14 protein-coding genes are annotated in these 14,439 nt (G+C 60.7%); 7 read left to right on the forward strand and 7 right to left on the reverse strand.

Translation table 11 applies throughout. From position 1 onward, the window contains the following. The 3 genes from hflX to VGY55_05600 all read right to left on the reverse strand — a co-directional run. On the reverse strand, positions 1 to 983 hold a 983-nt coding region (hflX, locus tag VGY55_05590), incomplete at its 3' end, for a GTPase HflX (GenBank protein HEV2969445.1). 97 nt (positions 984 to 1,080) lie between these two features. After that, entirely contained in the window at positions 1,081 to 2,340 is a 1,260-nt protein-coding gene (locus VGY55_05595) for an ATP-grasp domain-containing protein (GenBank protein ID HEV2969446.1), read from the reverse strand. Continuing rightward, on the reverse strand, positions 2,303 to 2,728 hold the full coding sequence (locus tag VGY55_05600) for a CAP domain-containing protein (protein HEV2969447.1): 426 nt from the start codon (positions 2,726 to 2,728) through the stop codon (positions 2,303 to 2,305). Before VGY55_05600 ends, VGY55_05595 begins: the two co-directional genes overlap by 38 nt. Before the next feature lie 598 nt (positions 2,729 to 3,326). Here VGY55_05600 and fae point away from each other — a divergent pair. Further along, positions 3,327 to 3,824 (forward strand): formaldehyde-activating enzyme, encoded by a 498-nt coding sequence (gene fae / locus VGY55_05605; GenBank protein ID HEV2969448.1) that lies wholly within the window; start codon positions 3,327 to 3,329, stop codon positions 3,822 to 3,824. Positions 3,825 to 3,871: 47 nt separating this feature from the next. Continuing rightward, entirely contained in the window at positions 3,872 to 4,744 is an 873-nt protein-coding gene (locus VGY55_05610; GenBank protein HEV2969449.1) for an NAD(P)-dependent methylenetetrahydromethanopterin dehydrogenase, read from the forward strand. Positions 4,745 to 4,815: 71 nt separating this feature from the next. Here the strand turns inward: VGY55_05610 and VGY55_05615 are convergent, their stop codons facing one another. Both VGY55_05615 and VGY55_05620 read right to left on the reverse strand, forming a co-directional pair. Next, positions 4,816 to 5,517, reverse strand: a complete 702-nt coding sequence (locus VGY55_05615) for a hypothetical protein (protein HEV2969450.1) — start codon at positions 5,515 to 5,517, stop codon at positions 4,816 to 4,818. Positions 5,518 to 5,596: 79 nt separating this feature from the next. After that, entirely contained in the window at positions 5,597 to 6,733 is a 1,137-nt protein-coding gene (locus tag VGY55_05620) for an AI-2E family transporter (protein ID HEV2969451.1), read from the reverse strand. Positions 6,734 to 6,969: 236 nt separating this feature from the next. On the opposite strand from VGY55_05620, the gene VGY55_05625 reads away from it, so the two are divergent. The 5 genes from VGY55_05625 to VGY55_05645 all read left to right on the forward strand — a co-directional run bounded on the left by VGY55_05625 (position 6,970) and on the right by VGY55_05645 (position 11,859). Continuing rightward, positions 6,970 to 7,893: a lysylphosphatidylglycerol synthase domain-containing protein gene (locus tag VGY55_05625; protein HEV2969452.1), complete on the forward strand. Its 924-nt coding sequence runs from the start codon at positions 6,970 to 6,972 to the stop codon at positions 7,891 to 7,893. Positions 7,894 to 8,185: 292 nt separating this feature from the next. Further along, positions 8,186 to 9,196 carry a glycosyltransferase family 2 protein gene (locus VGY55_05630; protein HEV2969453.1) on the forward strand — a complete coding sequence of 337 codons (1,011 nt, stop codon included), beginning with the start codon at positions 8,186 to 8,188 and terminating at the stop codon, positions 9,194 to 9,196. Beyond that, complete coding sequence (locus VGY55_05635; protein ID HEV2969454.1) at positions 9,123 to 10,703, forward strand: hypothetical protein; 1,581 nt, start codon at positions 9,123 to 9,125, stop codon at positions 10,701 to 10,703. The genes VGY55_05630 and VGY55_05635 overlap by 74 nt, the downstream gene beginning before the upstream one ends. A 129-nt stretch (positions 10,704 to 10,832) precedes the next feature. Further along, a complete protein-coding gene (locus tag VGY55_05640; GenBank protein HEV2969455.1) occupies positions 10,833 to 11,216 on the forward strand; it encodes a hypothetical protein in 384 nt (127 codons plus the stop codon). 256 nt (positions 11,217 to 11,472) lie between these two features. Then, positions 11,473 to 11,859 (forward strand): hypothetical protein, encoded by a 387-nt coding sequence (locus VGY55_05645; GenBank protein HEV2969456.1) that lies wholly within the window; start codon positions 11,473 to 11,475, stop codon positions 11,857 to 11,859. Positions 11,860 to 11,992: 133 nt separating this feature from the next. On the opposite strand, the gene VGY55_05650 is transcribed toward VGY55_05645, so the two are convergent. Both VGY55_05650 and VGY55_05655 read right to left on the reverse strand, forming a co-directional pair. Next, a complete protein-coding gene (locus VGY55_05650; protein HEV2969457.1) occupies positions 11,993 to 12,724 on the reverse strand; it encodes an RluA family pseudouridine synthase in 732 nt (243 codons plus the stop codon). A gap of 142 nt (positions 12,725 to 12,866) precedes the next feature. Continuing rightward, positions 12,867 to 14,381 carry a Gfo/Idh/MocA family oxidoreductase gene (locus tag VGY55_05655; protein HEV2969458.1) on the reverse strand — a complete coding sequence of 505 codons (1,515 nt, stop codon included), beginning with the start codon at positions 14,379 to 14,381 and terminating at the stop codon, positions 12,867 to 12,869. Between the last annotated feature and the right edge of the window lie 58 nt (positions 14,382 to 14,439).

Below are 14,439 nucleotides of genomic sequence, written 5' to 3' on the forward strand. Positions count from 1 at the left end.
TTCAAATTCCGCGGTTCCGCGGCATCGACCTTATTGAGCACCAGGATCGTGTCTTTGGCCTCGATCCCCAGCTCCTCGAGCACGTCGTAAACGGCGGCGATCTGATCGCCGGCCGCCGGATTGCTCGCGTCGGCCACGTGCAACAGCAGATTTGCCTGCCGGGCTTCTTCGAGCGTCGCCTTGAAGCTGGCGATCAAATGGTGCGGCAGATCGCGTATGAAGCCGACCGTGTCGCTCAATAGCACGGGTCCCCAGCCCGGCAATTGCCAGCGGCGGGTTCGGGTGTCGAGCGTGGCGAAGAGTTTGTCCTCCGCCAGCACGTCGCTTCCGGTGAGCGTATTCAAAAGCGTGCTCTTTCCGGCGTTCGTGTAGCCGACGAGGGAAACGGTCATCCGATCGCGGCGGGCGGCGACCTCGCGCTCTTTGCGGCGCTGGATTCCCTTGAGTTCGCTCCCCAAATCGTGAATCCGCTTTTCGACCAGCCGGCGATCGACTTCCAACTGCTTTTCGCCGGGACCGCGCATGCCGATCCCCATTTTGATTCGCGAGAGATGGGTCCACATCCGCTTCAGCCGCGGCAGCGAGTATTGAAGCTGGGCCATCTCTACGGCGAGGCGGGATTCGTAGGTCTTGGCCCGGCCGGCGAAGATATCGAGAATCAATTCGGTGCGGTCGACCACCTTGATTCCGAGGGCCTCCTCCAGATTGCGGATTTGAGCCGGCGAGAGATCGTTGTCGAAGAGGACAACGTCGGCATCGGTGCTGCCGGCAAGCTGCTCGAGTTCGGCGAGCTTTCCTTTGCCGAGATAAGTGGTCACGTCGGGAGCGTCGCGCCGCTGCGTGAGCCGCCCGACGACCCGCGCCCCGGCGGTCTCGGCCAGCCCTTCCAATTCGTCGAGCGGATGCTCGTAGTCCGCGCGGTCAGCCAAAAGAACGCCGACGAGGATCGCCGCTTCACTGGCGATGCTCTCCGTCCGTTTCATTTCAGTCACGGTGCGATTGGTCCTCCTTATTGGATTTATCGGCTGATTCTAACCCGCACGATGTCAAATCTATTCTACCATGCGAAGCAGGCTTTGACTAAGACAATGGAACCGGGCAATTGTTCGCGTCGGCCTCTCCTACGGCAACCTTTTCATACGCCGCGGCGGCCAATTGTTGGAGACTCGAAACAACCGACGGTTCATCGCAGCCACCCACTAGGACCGTGATTATCGGGTGCCCGGGTCGGATGGCAGTGCCAGTCGCCGGAATATCGGCCAGGATCGGCCAATCGTGCCCCTGATTCTGCCGTTCGGCCCACTCGGAGAAATCCGCGCCAACGAGCCAACTGGCTGTGGAGTACAACACTGCTTTGCCAGTGGCCACGCGATTTCGGCATTCAAATGCCGACGACGCAACATTCGCGGAAAGTGTTTTTTCGTCGTCCGACGATCGCCGACAGGCCGCGACGTGCAATGAAACGGCATTTATTCCGTACGCCCGTTCCAAGACTTCGACCGACGCGGTGTAGCGCGGATTGACTTCGATCGGCCAAATCTGATCGCCGTTCGATATCAGATCGACGCTGAACAAGCCGACGAGATCGAATGCCCTAGCCAATACGATACCAAGTTCATGAATGCGGTCGCTGGCGTCCGGCGAAACCGCAAGCGGACCGATCGAGCCGCAATAGCGAAATCGGTCGCTGGAACTCATGCCGGTCCCGCACCAGGGCATACCAATCAGTTGGCGAGTCAGGCCCAGGCAGATTGCTTCATTGCCGGTGCCGATGTAGACCGCGCTGGCCGGCAAGCCTTCGATGAACTCTTGAAAATAGCGGTGAGGCGCACTCAGCGAATTCGCAGGACCGCCCAGCCAAGGTTCAATGCGACTTCCGCCGGCCGAGGCCAGCGGCTTGGAAAGCCACGAGCCGTCGGTCGGCACCCCGTCCACGTGCAGCGAGCATCGCGGAGCGGAAAAACCGGCCGCGCGCACTGCCGCCGCCACGCGCCGCGGATCGCGCACGGCCCGCAGTGCCTCGCCGCCGACGCCAATCAGCGGCCGAAAGGCGGCCATGCGGTCCACCAGCGCCGGATGGTTTTCCAGCGCCCCGGTGTACATCCACGGCCCGGGCGGCGCCGCAGCCAGCGCCTGTTCCAATCCCTCCGGATAGGCGTCGATCCGCTCGACGGGGCAGCACGACCGCAGGTCGAGATCGGCAAACAAGTCGGCGGCCCAAGGGTTTAAGCCGCCGCGCCTGGCCGACATCGCCGCCGCTCGGGCGCTCGCCCCGACGATTAGGATCGTCTCGTCCGCTTGTTCATTGCAAAAATTGCTGACACCAATAGCAGGACCCATCCGTGGCAGTATAGGCGGCCACGCCGATCCGCCGGTAGCTTGGATTGAGGATATTTGCCCGATGCCCTGACGAACTCATCCACGACGACATGGCTTCTTCCGCCGATCGCTGACCCCAGGCGATATTCTCCGCCACGCCGATCGACGAATGCTGCAAGTTATGGCTATTCGTCATCCAAGCCGCGTGGTTGCGGGCGGTTTGCTCGAGCGACATGTCGATTTGCAAGGCCGGCAGGCCGTACAGTGCCCGCTGGGCGTTTGTACCGTCCACAATCGCCTTTTCCACGGGGTGAAGATCAATTCGCGGCGTTACCGGGATCGTCGATGTTGTCGTGGCTTCCACGGCCATCAAAACCACCGTCGCGAGCTTCATCAGAGCCGGAAACATAGTTTCTCCTTAAACAAACGAGGAACGAAACAGAAACCAAGCGAGCCGGACGGCGTAAGCCGCCGGATCATCGTGAACCAACCAACTTAGGCCAGCGATCGCTACTGGACAGTCCGCCGCGGCGGGCTGCTGGATCAACAGGCAAAGGCGGGCTTGCCGTTGGGCCGACGGTTCCAGGTTGGTAAGGTGGGTTGGAAACCGGCGGGGCAAACTGCGGTGAGTTTGCGGGCAAGGCCGTCCAACATAACCGAGGAAAAATCGCGTGCAAGGGGGTCGCGAAACGGCCAGAGAAAGTAATCACACGGTGCTTGTAATCGACGGCAGGTTTGCTAACCTGCTTGGTTCGGACGGACGAGAGCCGTCGTTTGCCGCTGTAGCGCCAATGCAACGCAACGTCGTTTAACCCGGAGCCATCGGCGACGGACCCCGCGCCGCTCGGCATCCCCAATGGCTCCAGGCTAAGAACGCCTAACAAATCCGGCGGGGACTGTCCCCCTTTTGCGGAGTCCGCGGAGCAAAACGGGGACTTTCCCCTTCTCCCAGCCGGATTTGTTAGGCGCTCTAAACGGAAATCCAACCCACATCAGGAGAAACAGTCATGTCGATGTTCGTCGGAGAAGCCCTGGCTGGAGAGGGCAATGAGATTGCCCACATCGATCTGTTGATTGGCGACAAGGATGGCCCAGTCGGCGTGGCGTTCGCCAACGCCTTGGCTCGGCAAAGCCAAGGGCACTCCAATCTATTGGCGGTGCTAACGCCGAATCTGGCCGTGAAGCCGTCCACTGTGCTCGTCACCAAGGTGACGATCAAGGGAGCCAAGCAGGCCGTCCAGATGTTCGGTCCGGCTCAGTCTGCGGTCGCCAAGGCGGTGGCCGATTCGGTCGCGGACGGCGTGATCCCCAAAAATCAGGTGGAAAGTCTGGTAATCGTCTGCGGCGTGTTCATTCATTGGGAAGCCTCCGACGACAAGAAGATCTACGAATTCAACTACAAGGCCACGAAAGACGCGATCTCCAATGCCATGAAGGGCAAGCCGACCATCGACGAGGTGTTGGCCGGCAAGGAATCGGCGCACCATCCGTTCCGCGGATTCTGACGCTGCGCGAGTACGAAGTACAAAAGACGCGGTACGAAGTACGGCGTATGGCCCATCCCAAAATCCTGATCCAGCTCGACAGCGATCCGCAGCCGAGTGTGTTTGATGCCGTCGTGGCGATTGATGCCGGGGTGGATCAGCTTTTGCGGCACGGCGGAGTGACTGTCGAACTGGTGCGTGATCTCGTTTACGGCGGGATGTTTACGCGGTCACCCGCCGATTTGAAATCGACGGCCATCTTCATCGGCGGCTCGAACGTGGCGGCAGCGGAACGGATTCTGGCCGAGGTCCGCAAGTCGTTCTTTGGTCCGCTGCGAATGTCCGTGCTGTTGGATGCTAACGGCGCGAACACGACGGCGGCGGCGGCCGTGCTCGCCGCGTCGCGCCAAATGCCGCTTGCGAAAACGCAAGCGCTCGTTCTCGCGGGAACCGGTCCCGTTGGCAGCCGAGTCGCGCGGCTGCTGGCCGGCGCGGGAGCGGTCGTGCGAATTGGTTCGCGCGATCTCGAACGGGCGGAATCCGTTGGTCGCGCCGTCATAGAGCGAGTTCCATCCGCCGACGTTTCATCGTTCGTCATCTCTGGAGAGGATGGTTTGAGATCGGCCCTGGATGGCGTTCAGCTCGTGATCGCCGCCGGTCCCCCGGGCGTGACTTTGCTGCCGGCGGCAATTCGCCGCGCGTGCCCGACGTTGCAAGCAGCCATTGATCTCAACGCGGTTCCACCACTGGGCATCGAAGGGGTCGAGGCGACAGATCGGGCGCGGTCGCTGGATGGGATCACCGCTTTCGGTGCGATCGGCGTCGGCGGACTAAAGATGAAGATTCACAAACGAGCCATCCAGCGGCTGTTTGAATCGAACGATCGAGTGCTCGACGCAGAAGAAGTACTGGAACTCGCGGCGGAGGAAAGTGGGCAGTAAACGGTAAGCAGTGGGCAGTATGTAGAAAGCACTGTTTCCCGGACCGACGTCTACTGCCAACTGCCAACTGCCTACTGCCTTTCTTCCTCCGGCGGTTCGATGTCGATAGGCAGGTCCGACTCGTGAAGTTGATCGACGACTTCGCGATAGCGGCGGCGTGTGCCGATGTGCGCCCAACCTAGAAAGACATTGCCCGCCGCTGAGACCCCCAGAGCCCCGAGCGCAGCGAACAGAGGCAACGACGGTTTGTCCGGATCGCGGATCGCGGCGGAATCGGTTGCGTTCGCCGCGGCGGAAGGGCTGTCATCTTCGCGCCGGGTCGGGTGATCCACAGCTTGAAACGAAGCCTGCTCGGCGGTCCCAGTTGCCGCCGCGGCGAGTGGAGCGGCCAGAGGGTTCTTAGGCAGTTCGTTGGGTGCCGATTGATTGGCCAAGGTCTTCGCGTCGCTCGAAGGCTCGGAACGTTTTGCGGCGCTTTCCGGTGGCGATGCGTCTAGCCGCGGGGGCTTTGACGAATCGCCGGCGACGTTGTCAGGAACCTTGAAAACAGTCTGCCCTTGGTTCGGCAACGTGCCCGCGCCCACGCGGATCTCGATTTGTCGAATGTCGCGCAGCTCGGGAGGAACATAGCTTCGGGCGACGACGCCCCCCTTGAGAAACAGATCGGGCTCGACCTGCACGATATAGGTATTGCCCCCTTCCTTGATCGGCTCCCAACCAAACTCCACGCCGACCGCGGCGACGACCAAGAGAACGCTAGATGCACTAAGCATGATAGAGACTCGGGGTTCGGGACTCGGGGAAATGGAATCGCCCGACAAGATTCATCCTACGCGACGGCTTGTGCGCGCTCTAGTCCCGAGCCCCGACTCCCGAATCCCGCGTTTTTTTCGGCGACTTCCGTAGGCTATCCAGCTCGACGTTCAACATTCTCAAGCCGGTCTGCAAAAACGACACGGCCATTGGCCCGACGAAAATCCCCAGCGGCCCCATCGCCGCGACCCCGCCCAGCACACTCAACAGCGCGAGCAGCGGGTGCAAGTTCGCCTGGCCGTGCAGAATCAACGGCTTAACGACGTTATCCGCGACGAGGGCGACCAGAAAGCAAAAGATAGCCAACGCGATCCCGGCTGGCACATGGTCTCCGACCATAAGCCATACGGAGCACGAACCCCAGACGATGGCCGATCCAACGATCGGCACAAACGACGCAAACACCGTCAAAATCATGAGCAAAACCACGGCCTCAAGTCCGGCGAAGTAATAGGCGATCGCGTCGAGAACTCCCTGCAAAAGTGCGGTCAAGATCGTTGCCGTCGCCACGGCCCGGCTCATATCGACGAATTGTGCGATCAGTTCCTGTTGATACTTCGACTCCAGCGGCACCAACTCCGTGCTTGCGGCGACTAAGTCCTTTCCATCCGCGAGAAAATAGTAAAGCGCGAAAACGGTAACAAAAGCATTGACCAGAAAGCCGGCGAGGTAGCTTGGCGTTTTCAAAGCCAATGGGCCAAACCAATCGTTGACCCTGGCCGCGATCATCTTGTGTATTTCAGAGGGCGTAATCTCCAAGTCGAATCGCTTGTTGATTGGCTCGATCAGCTTGTCGAGCTGGGTAGGAACGTTCGGCGCGGCTTCCGCCGCCACGCCATCTCCACGGTCGTTCGCCGCCGACGAGGACGACTGCTCGCGAGCTTTCCGCCCGCCTTGATCGGCAAGGAAGCTCACGGCGTCCGCTGAGGCACGGAACACGACGAAGCCGACAGGCGCAAGCACGATCACAAGGATTAGCACCGTGGTGATCGCCGCGGCAATTCGGTCGTACCCATGTAGGCGGTTGATGATTGCGATGTGCAACGGTCGAAACAGAATCGTCAACAGCACTGCCAAGAACAGCGGCAGAAGAAAACCGATCATCACTTGGATGAAAAGGAATCCGAGGGCCACGACTAAAACGATCAGACCGATCAGCGTGATGATGCGGGCCATGAAGGGCGCTCCTCGAATTGAATGCCGCACATTGTAAGGCCAGCGACAACAAGTGGCGAGAGGCTGGCGGACGAGACTCGGGGTTCGGGGCTCGGAATTCGGAAGAAGAGCGGCAGGCTCCCGCCGCGCGCGGCGCGCGGCTAGACTGGTGTTGGCGCGCCGACAGGTCGCCAGATCGCGGATTGACGTTGTCGCCATTGCCAGCCCCGAGCCCCGAGTCCTGAGCCCCGAACCCCGTGCCCTTTCCTCGCAAATGGCCGCTCCTGGCGATCAAGATCGCGATACTTGCGCTCCTGGTTTGGGGCGTTCATCGCACGTTGGGCGATGCGTACGACAAGCTCCGCGATCAGCCGCTCCACCTTAATCCGCTTTGGCTCATCGTGTCGGGCATCTTGTATCTGGTCGCGATGGTCCCGAGCGTGTTGTTCTGGCATCGAGTCTTGCACGTGCTCGGTCAAGAGGCGGGGCTGCTGAAAACGCTGCGGGCCTATTACATCGGCCATTTGGGAAAATACGTCCCCGGCAAGGCGCTGGTGGTCGTGTTGCGGGCCGGAATGGTTCGCGGCGAGCGGGTGCACGGCGGTGTGGCGGCGGCGACGGTGTTCGTCGAAACCCTTACCATGATGGCCTCGGGTTCGTTCATCGCCGCTGCATTAGTCGCCATCTTGTACCGGGAACATTGGCTCTACGTCGCCGGCGCGGTCGTCTGCATGTTCGCGGCGGGTCTGCCGACGCTGCCGCCGGTCTTTGCCTATTTGGTTCGCCTGACACGAATCGGCCGCGGGGCTGCCGAAGCGGGCGTCGATCTCAATCGAATCGACTATGGCACGCTGCTCCTCGGTTGGCTCGGCACCGGGATTGGCTGGTTCATCTCCGGCTTGAGCCTTTGGGCGACGCTCCGCGGTATGGGGGAAACCGCGCTCGGGCCGATCGACGGACTGCCCTTCCTCACCATGATCGTCGCAATCTCGGTCGTCGCCGGCTTTATTTCGATGATCCCCGGAGGCCTCGGATCGCGCGATCTGGTCATGCTGGAACTGCTCCATTTGCGGTTGGGCGATACGGTGGCCCTAGTCTCCACGGTGCTGCTACGTCTCGTTTGGCTGGGAGCGGAACTGGCAATCTCCGCGGTGCTTTACCCGTTGCGGTCGAGAGCCTAACGCATTTGCCGCGGTCCTCAGAGCTTTTTTGCAGTGGATGCGGGTCGAATTCGCGCTGCGCTTAATCTATGATGGAGTTTGCGACTCCGATCTCCGACCAACCGCTGGAGTTCCCTTCGGGTCTGAGCCTCAGGGTCGAAGACAGGCTTTAGCCTGCCGACCGCAGCCGAAAGGCTGAACTCCAACATTCCAACTTCCGACGTCCAATCACGGCAGATTCTCCGGTTCGCAAGCGAACCGGCTAACGAGCGACCTGCGGCATTCGACCTCCGACCTCCGAACTCTAGTTCCCGTGCTCTCCGCCGTCATACCGCTGTTCAACGAAGCTGAAAGTCTCGCGACGCTCCACAAAGAGCTGGTCGCGGTCGCTGACGCTCAGGGATACGACCTGGAGATCCTCTTCGTCGACGACGGTTCGACGGACGGTTCCTGGACGGCGGTTCAGCGGTTGGTGAAACTCGACAAGCGCGTGCGCGGGATTCGCTTCCGCCGCAATTTTGGCAAAGCGGCCGCGTTGAGCGCCGGTTTTCGCGCTGCCCGCGGAGACTTGATCGTCACGCTCGACGCCGATCTGCAAGACGATCCGCGCGAAATCCCGCGGCTCTTGGCCGTGATGGAAGGGGATTGCGACGTGGTGAGCGGCTGGAAGCAAGTGCGGCACGACCCGTGGCACAAAGTCCTGCCGTCGCGAATCTTCAACTGGCTCGTGAGCTGGCTCACGGGAGTGTATCTGCACGACCACAATTGCGGGCTAAAGTGCTACCGCCGCGAGGTGTTCTCGGAAGTGCGGCTGTATGGCGAGCTGCACCGGTTCGTGCCGGTGCTCGCGGCGGCCCGCGGATTCCGAGTCGGCGAGTTGCCGATCGCCCATCGCCCGCGGAAATTCGGCCGCTCGAAGTATGGCATGCGGCGGTTCGTGAAAGGATTCTTGGATTTGCTGACGGTGAAATTCCTGACCGGCTTCGGCCAGCGGCCGCAGCATCTGCTCGGGGCAATCGGACTGTTTTGTTTTTCGCTCGGAGTGCTGGGGCTGGCGTATCTGGCCGGCTTTTGGGTCGTGCAGGAAATCCGCGGGATCGATCCCAGATTGCACGAACGGCCGGCGCTCATTTACTCGATCGGCGCGCTGTTGTTTGGCGCCCAGCTTATGTCGATCGGGTTTCTGGCCGAATTGATCATCGCCTACACGGGACGCGATGCGGAAACATATTCCGTCGCGGAGCGCGCGGGTGAACTTGACGACGAACCTGCCCACGACTCTGCCGATGGATCTGCCCGAAAGCACCACGATACGCCTGCCTGACGATCCGCGCGCTCCGCTGCGACGCGGCGTCTATGCAATTCTGATTGCGCTGTCGGCGGGCAGCATGATCGGCCGGATTCTGGCGGTGAATTCCGTCGATTTGATCCAAGTGGATAAGTCGCTCGTGGCCAAGGAGGTCGAAAAGCGGGCGGCGGAACTCAAAGCCAGCGGCCAGCCGGTCGATAAGGCGACCTTGGAACGTCTGGAGCGCGAAGCTCAGGCGATGGTTGGCAGGCAACGTCCGTTTCTCGGCGCCAACGACCGCAGCCGTTGGGCCACGATCCGAGCGCTCGTCGAGCGCGGCACCTACGCGATCGACGACGTCATCGCCGAGCCGAATTGGGACACCATCGACATGGTGCAGCATAAGGACGCCTCCGGGAATCTGCACCTCTATTCGAGCAAGCCGACGCTCCCCACGACGATCTTGGCCGGCGAGTATTGGCTCATCAACCGCGTCGCGGGCGCGACGCTCGGCGACCATCCGTACGAGATCGGCCGCTTCATGCTAATCACGATCAACGTGATCCCGCTCGCGATTTATTTCTGGCTGTTGGCCCGAATGGTCGAGCGATACGGCACGACGGACTGGGGACGAATCTTCGTGATCGCGGCGGCGACGTTCGCCACATTCATTACCACGTTTGCCGTTGTGCTCAATAATCACATAACGGGCGCGGTGACGACGCTCGCCGCGCTGTATGCCGTTGCACGGATTTGGATCGACGGGCGGCGCGAGCTGCGCTATTTCGCGCTGGCCGGATTGCTGGCGGCGTTCACAGCCTCGGATGAGCTGCCGGCCCTGTCGTTCTTCGCCCTCTTGTCGATCGGGCTGCTCTGGAAAGCGCCGAAGCAAACGCTGATCGCTTACGTTCCTGCGGCCCTCGTCGTGGCAGCCGGATTCTTTGGCACGAACTATCTGGCCCATGAGAGCTGGCGCCCGCCCTACTTTCATCGCACGGCCGATGGAAAGGGGGATGATTGGTATCATTTCACCTATAAGCGGGCGAGCGATGGAAAGATGATTACCAGCTATTGGTCGGACCCGAAGGGGATCGATCTCGGCGAGCCGTCGCCCGCCGTCTATGCGTTTCAAACGACCATCGGGCACCACGGTATTTTCTCGCTGACGCCGATTTGGCTCTTGGCAATTCCGGGCGTGTTTTTGCTCGGCTGGGGACGCGCATATCGGCTCCGCGAACTAGCTCTCTTGATCGGAGCGGTGACCATCGTCTGCGTGAGCTACTATCTGTTCGTGGTGAAACCGCTGGATCGCAATTACGGCGGCATGACGAGTGGCTTTCGCTGGGTCTTCTGGATGGCCCCGCTCTGGCTGTTGGCGATGTTGCCGGCGGCCGATTGGCTTGCGCCGCGGCGTTGGGGCCGCGGCATCGCCTACGCGCTGATCGCCATCTCGGCGCTGTCCGCTAGCTATCCAATTTGGAATCCCTGGACCTTTCCCTGGCTCACAAACCTATTCATCCACCTCGGCTGGACGAAGTTCTGAACATTTCTCGGCCCATCGTGGCATCTCGCGTTTTGATGTGATACGATGCGCGTCGTTGACGGGACTCTCGTTCGTCGCGGGGATGAGCGAATGTCCAAGTCGTTCATTACTTATTTTGGAGGTGATGCGATGAAACGCCTTCTGACACCGATGCTCGTTCTCGCAGTCGTCGCGGTCGCAGGGGTAGCTCGAGCAGCGGACGATCCGACCGGCACCTGGAAATGGGAACGGAAGATTAACGATCAAACAATTGCCGTCTCGCTGAAGTTGAAGCTGGACGGAGACAAGCTGACCGGGACCCTTTCGGCGCGCAACATGGATACGGAAATCCAAGACGGCAAGTTCAAGGACGGCGACATCTCGTTCACGGTTACCCGCGATCGGAACGGGCAAAAGTTTACTCAGAAGTACGCAGGCAAGCAGAGCGGCGACACCATCAAAGGACAGGTCGAAGTCGAATTCAATGGCGAGAGCCGAAAAGTCGACTGGGAAGCCAAACGAGACAAGGCGTAATCGGCAATTCTTTGATTCGGAACCGAGCAAACAAGCGCCTTTAGAGCCTATCCGAGAACCGCCGGGGCCCTTTGCCCAGGCGGTTCTAGGATAGGCTCTTAGTCCTCGGAAAACTCTTGACGTGAAATCCCGAAATCTAGAATCCCCGAATTTGAAATCTCGCATTTGACCTGCTAACATGCTCAGCATTGACGAGACTGCCGTTCGTCGCAGGGGCGAGCCGATGTCTTCGTCGTTCCTTTTTGGAGGTTTTGTGATGAAACGCCTTCTGGCACCGATGATCGTCTTGGCAATTGTTGCGACGGCTACGGCAGTTCGAGCGGCGGATGATCCGACCGGCACATGGAAGTTTTCGATGAAGGCCGGAAACAATCAGACTCGCGACGTGACGATCAAGTTGAAGCTGGACGGAGACAAGCTCACCGGGAGCATTGCTGGACGCACCAACGATACGCCGATCACGGATGGGCAATACAAGGATGGCGACATCTCGTTCTCCGTCGTCCGCGAGCGAAACGGCAATAAGTTCACGACCAAGTATTCCGGCAAGTTGAGCGGCGATGGGATCAAAGGCAAGATCGAGTCGGAACGCAACGGTCAGACCAACACGCAGGATTGGGACGCGAAGCGCGAAAAGGCCTAGTGCCCCGATCGTCAGTTTGGCATCGCTCGCGCACGTGAAACTTCTGGAATTCGAGAATCTCAAATCTACTGTCCGAGATTTGGGGATTTGAATTCCGAGACTTCCCTTCGTACTCCGCGGCAGGATGCCGCGGCTACGAAGCGGGGAGCCCGAGTTGAGCCCATGCCGCCGGCAGCGGAGCGGTCACGGTGAGCGACTCGTTGGTCTCCGGGTGACGGAACGTCAGGCTTCGCGCGTGCAAGGCGATCGCCCGCTCGCGCGGGTCCGCCGTCTGCGGGCCAAAGGACGTCGCCGCGCTGTATTGCGCGTCGCCGGCGAGCGGATGACGGCGGCTGGCGGCCTGAATCCGCACCTGATGCATGCGGCCGGTTTCCAATTCGATCTCCAGGCAGGAACCGCGCCGCGCGAATTCGAGCGAGCCAGCTTTGATCGTGCGGTAATGGAGGACGGCTTGTTGGGCATTCGGGTCGCCGGCTGCGACCACCTCGGCCCGCGGCTCGCCGGGCACCTTGCGGATAAAATCAGTCCAAGTTCCCTCGGCCGGTTCGACCGTTCCTTCGAGACAAGCCCAATAGATCTTGCGCACCAGCCGCCGCTCGAATTGCCGCGAAATGATCCGCGCCGCCCGCCGCGTCTTGGCAAACAGGATCACTCCGGAGACCGGTCGATCCAAGCGATGCGGCAAGCCGAGATATGCTTCCTCCGCCGCCGCGCCGGCCTCGATGGCTCGGCTGCGCAGCCAATCGCGCGCGCGATCTTCTAGCGAATCTATCCCGGCTGGGGATTGGGTCGACAGCCCCGCCGGCTTCAGCACCGCCAGGCAACTGGGATCCTCGTAGAGAATCTCCAGGTCAGGATCGGGCATTTCGGTCCTACATAAGGTCGGGCGAGGGGTAGGGTGCGTCAAATCCGCGCTGACGCACCTGAACCGGGCTCAGCGCAGACACACGAACCAGCGGCCGGTGCGTCTGTGGCGGCCTTGACGCACCCTACGATTCTCGAACGCTCTACGCGTTGTCCGCAGTCGGCACGACGAACGGCGCACGATACTCGCGAGTCAGGAATGCGTTGGCCTGCGCGTTGTTCACGAGCGAATTGTTCACGAACGTTTCGGATTGCGGGTCGAAAGCCAAGCTCGCGCCGATCTGCAGTTTCGTGCGGTCGTCGAACTTCACCTTGTTGTCCGACAGATGCGCGATCACGCGATCGAGCGTCTCCTGCACGTTCTCGTTCGTCTTGATGCTCTTGAGCCGTTCGAGCGCTTCGCCGGGCGAATGTAGGTCGCCGAGTCGATAGTCGACATTGCCCAGATGGCACAGTGCGCTGGAGATATGTCCTTCCAGAATGGGCGCGTTCAAATCCTCCATCTTGCGGCTGCGGACCCCCTTGAGGAAGTTGCCGAAATGATCGCCGCCTCCCTTGAAGCTCATCACCAGCTTTCCGCTAGGATCGAAGATCGAAGCGTCGGAATAGCTCGGGCAGACCATCGTTCCTTCGGTGCCGTAGAAGAACACGGCCGTCATGGCCCGCTCCTCTTTCCCGTTTTCCGTCGTCCATTTCAGCATCGGCGCGGTTTCCAGCCCGCGAACCTCGAACACCAGCGTCTTGCCGTCGGCGAATTCCTGAATCGCGACCTGGGTATTCGCCGTTTCGCCGGCGTCTTCGTAGCCGAATCGGCCGCCGTAGGTGAGGATGCTCGACGAAAGCGATTTTTCCCCGAGCCCCCAGCGAGCGATGTCCATCTGATGAATGCCTTGATTGCCGATGTCGCCGTTGCCGTAATCCCATTGCCAGTGCCAATCGTAGTGGAACTTCGGACGCGTGAGCGGCTTGATCGGCGCCGGGCCACTCCACAGATCGTAATCGACTTCCGGTGGAATCGGATAATTCCCCTTCGGTCCGATGGTGCCCCGGCGCTTGTAACACAGCGCCCGCGCTAGCTTCACTTCGCCGAGTTTACCGTCGCGGAGATAGGCGATCGCTTTGTGCAAGCCGGGAGACGATCGGCTTTGCGTGCCGGCCTGGCAGATGCGCTGGTGCCTTGCGGCGGTCTGCACGTCGCGCCGACCTTCGCTCACGTTGTGGCTCACCGGTTTTTCGACGTACACATCCTTGCCGGCCTGCATGGCCCAGATCGCGGCCAGCGAATGCCAGTGGTTCGGAGTGGCGATGCTGACGAAGTCGACGGATTTATCCTCGAACAACTTGCGAAGGTCTTGAACGTATTTCGGCTTGCGATGGTTCTTGCCGATCTCCTCGCAACGGTTATAGCCCACCTTCGTGTCGATATCGCAGATGGTGCCGATCTCGACGTCCTCGCGTTTGCTCCATTCCTTGATATGCTCCCCGCCGCGGCCATTGCAGCCGATCACGGCACAGATCAGGCGTTCGTTCGGGCTCTTGCTCGACTTCACGTCGTCGGCCAACAATTCGCTCGGGCCGGCGCTCGCCGCCATCGCGGCCGCGGCCGCAGTGGCCAACATCGAATCTTCCAAGAACCGCCGCCTGTTGATCGTGCCCATGACTTGTTTTCCTTCCGCTGAGTTGAATGATTGGAGCGTGGAACGGTTCGTGTGGGGC

This window comes from Pirellulales bacterium, from assembly GCA_035939775.1.
In the GTDB taxonomy this organism is placed as follows: domain Bacteria; phylum Planctomycetota; class Planctomycetia; order Pirellulales; family DATAWG01; genus DASZFO01.

What these genes read in the sequence shown, in the direction of transcription:
- VGY55_05595 (HEV2969446.1), bottom strand. Translation starts at nt 2,340, where the DNA reads ATGGGTCCTGCTATTGGTGTCAGCAATTTTTGCAATGAACAAGCGGAC.
- VGY55_05600 (HEV2969447.1), bottom strand. Translation starts at nt 2,728, where the DNA reads ATGTTTCCGGCTCTGATGAAGCTCGCGACGGTGGTTTTGATGGCCGTG.
- fae (HEV2969448.1), top strand. Translation starts at nt 3,327, where the DNA reads ATGTCGATGTTCGTCGGAGAAGCCCTGGCTGGAGAGGGCAATGAGATT.
- VGY55_05610 (HEV2969449.1), top strand. Translation starts at nt 3,872, where the DNA reads ATGGCCCATCCCAAAATCCTGATCCAGCTCGACAGCGATCCGCAGCCG.
- VGY55_05615 (HEV2969450.1), bottom strand. Translation starts at nt 5,517, where the DNA reads ATGCTTAGTGCATCTAGCGTTCTCTTGGTCGTCGCCGCGGTCGGCGTG.
- VGY55_05620 (HEV2969451.1), bottom strand. Translation starts at nt 6,733, where the DNA reads ATGGCCCGCATCATCACGCTGATCGGTCTGATCGTTTTAGTCGTGGCC.
- VGY55_05640 (HEV2969455.1), top strand. Translation starts at nt 10,833, where the DNA reads ATGAAACGCCTTCTGACACCGATGCTCGTTCTCGCAGTCGTCGCGGTC.
- VGY55_05645 (HEV2969456.1), top strand. Translation starts at nt 11,473, where the DNA reads ATGAAACGCCTTCTGGCACCGATGATCGTCTTGGCAATTGTTGCGACG.
- VGY55_05650 (HEV2969457.1), bottom strand. Translation starts at nt 12,724, where the DNA reads ATGCCCGATCCTGACCTGGAGATTCTCTACGAGGATCCCAGTTGCCTG.
- VGY55_05655 (HEV2969458.1), bottom strand. Translation starts at nt 14,381, where the DNA reads ATGGGCACGATCAACAGGCGGCGGTTCTTGGAAGATTCGATGTTGGCC.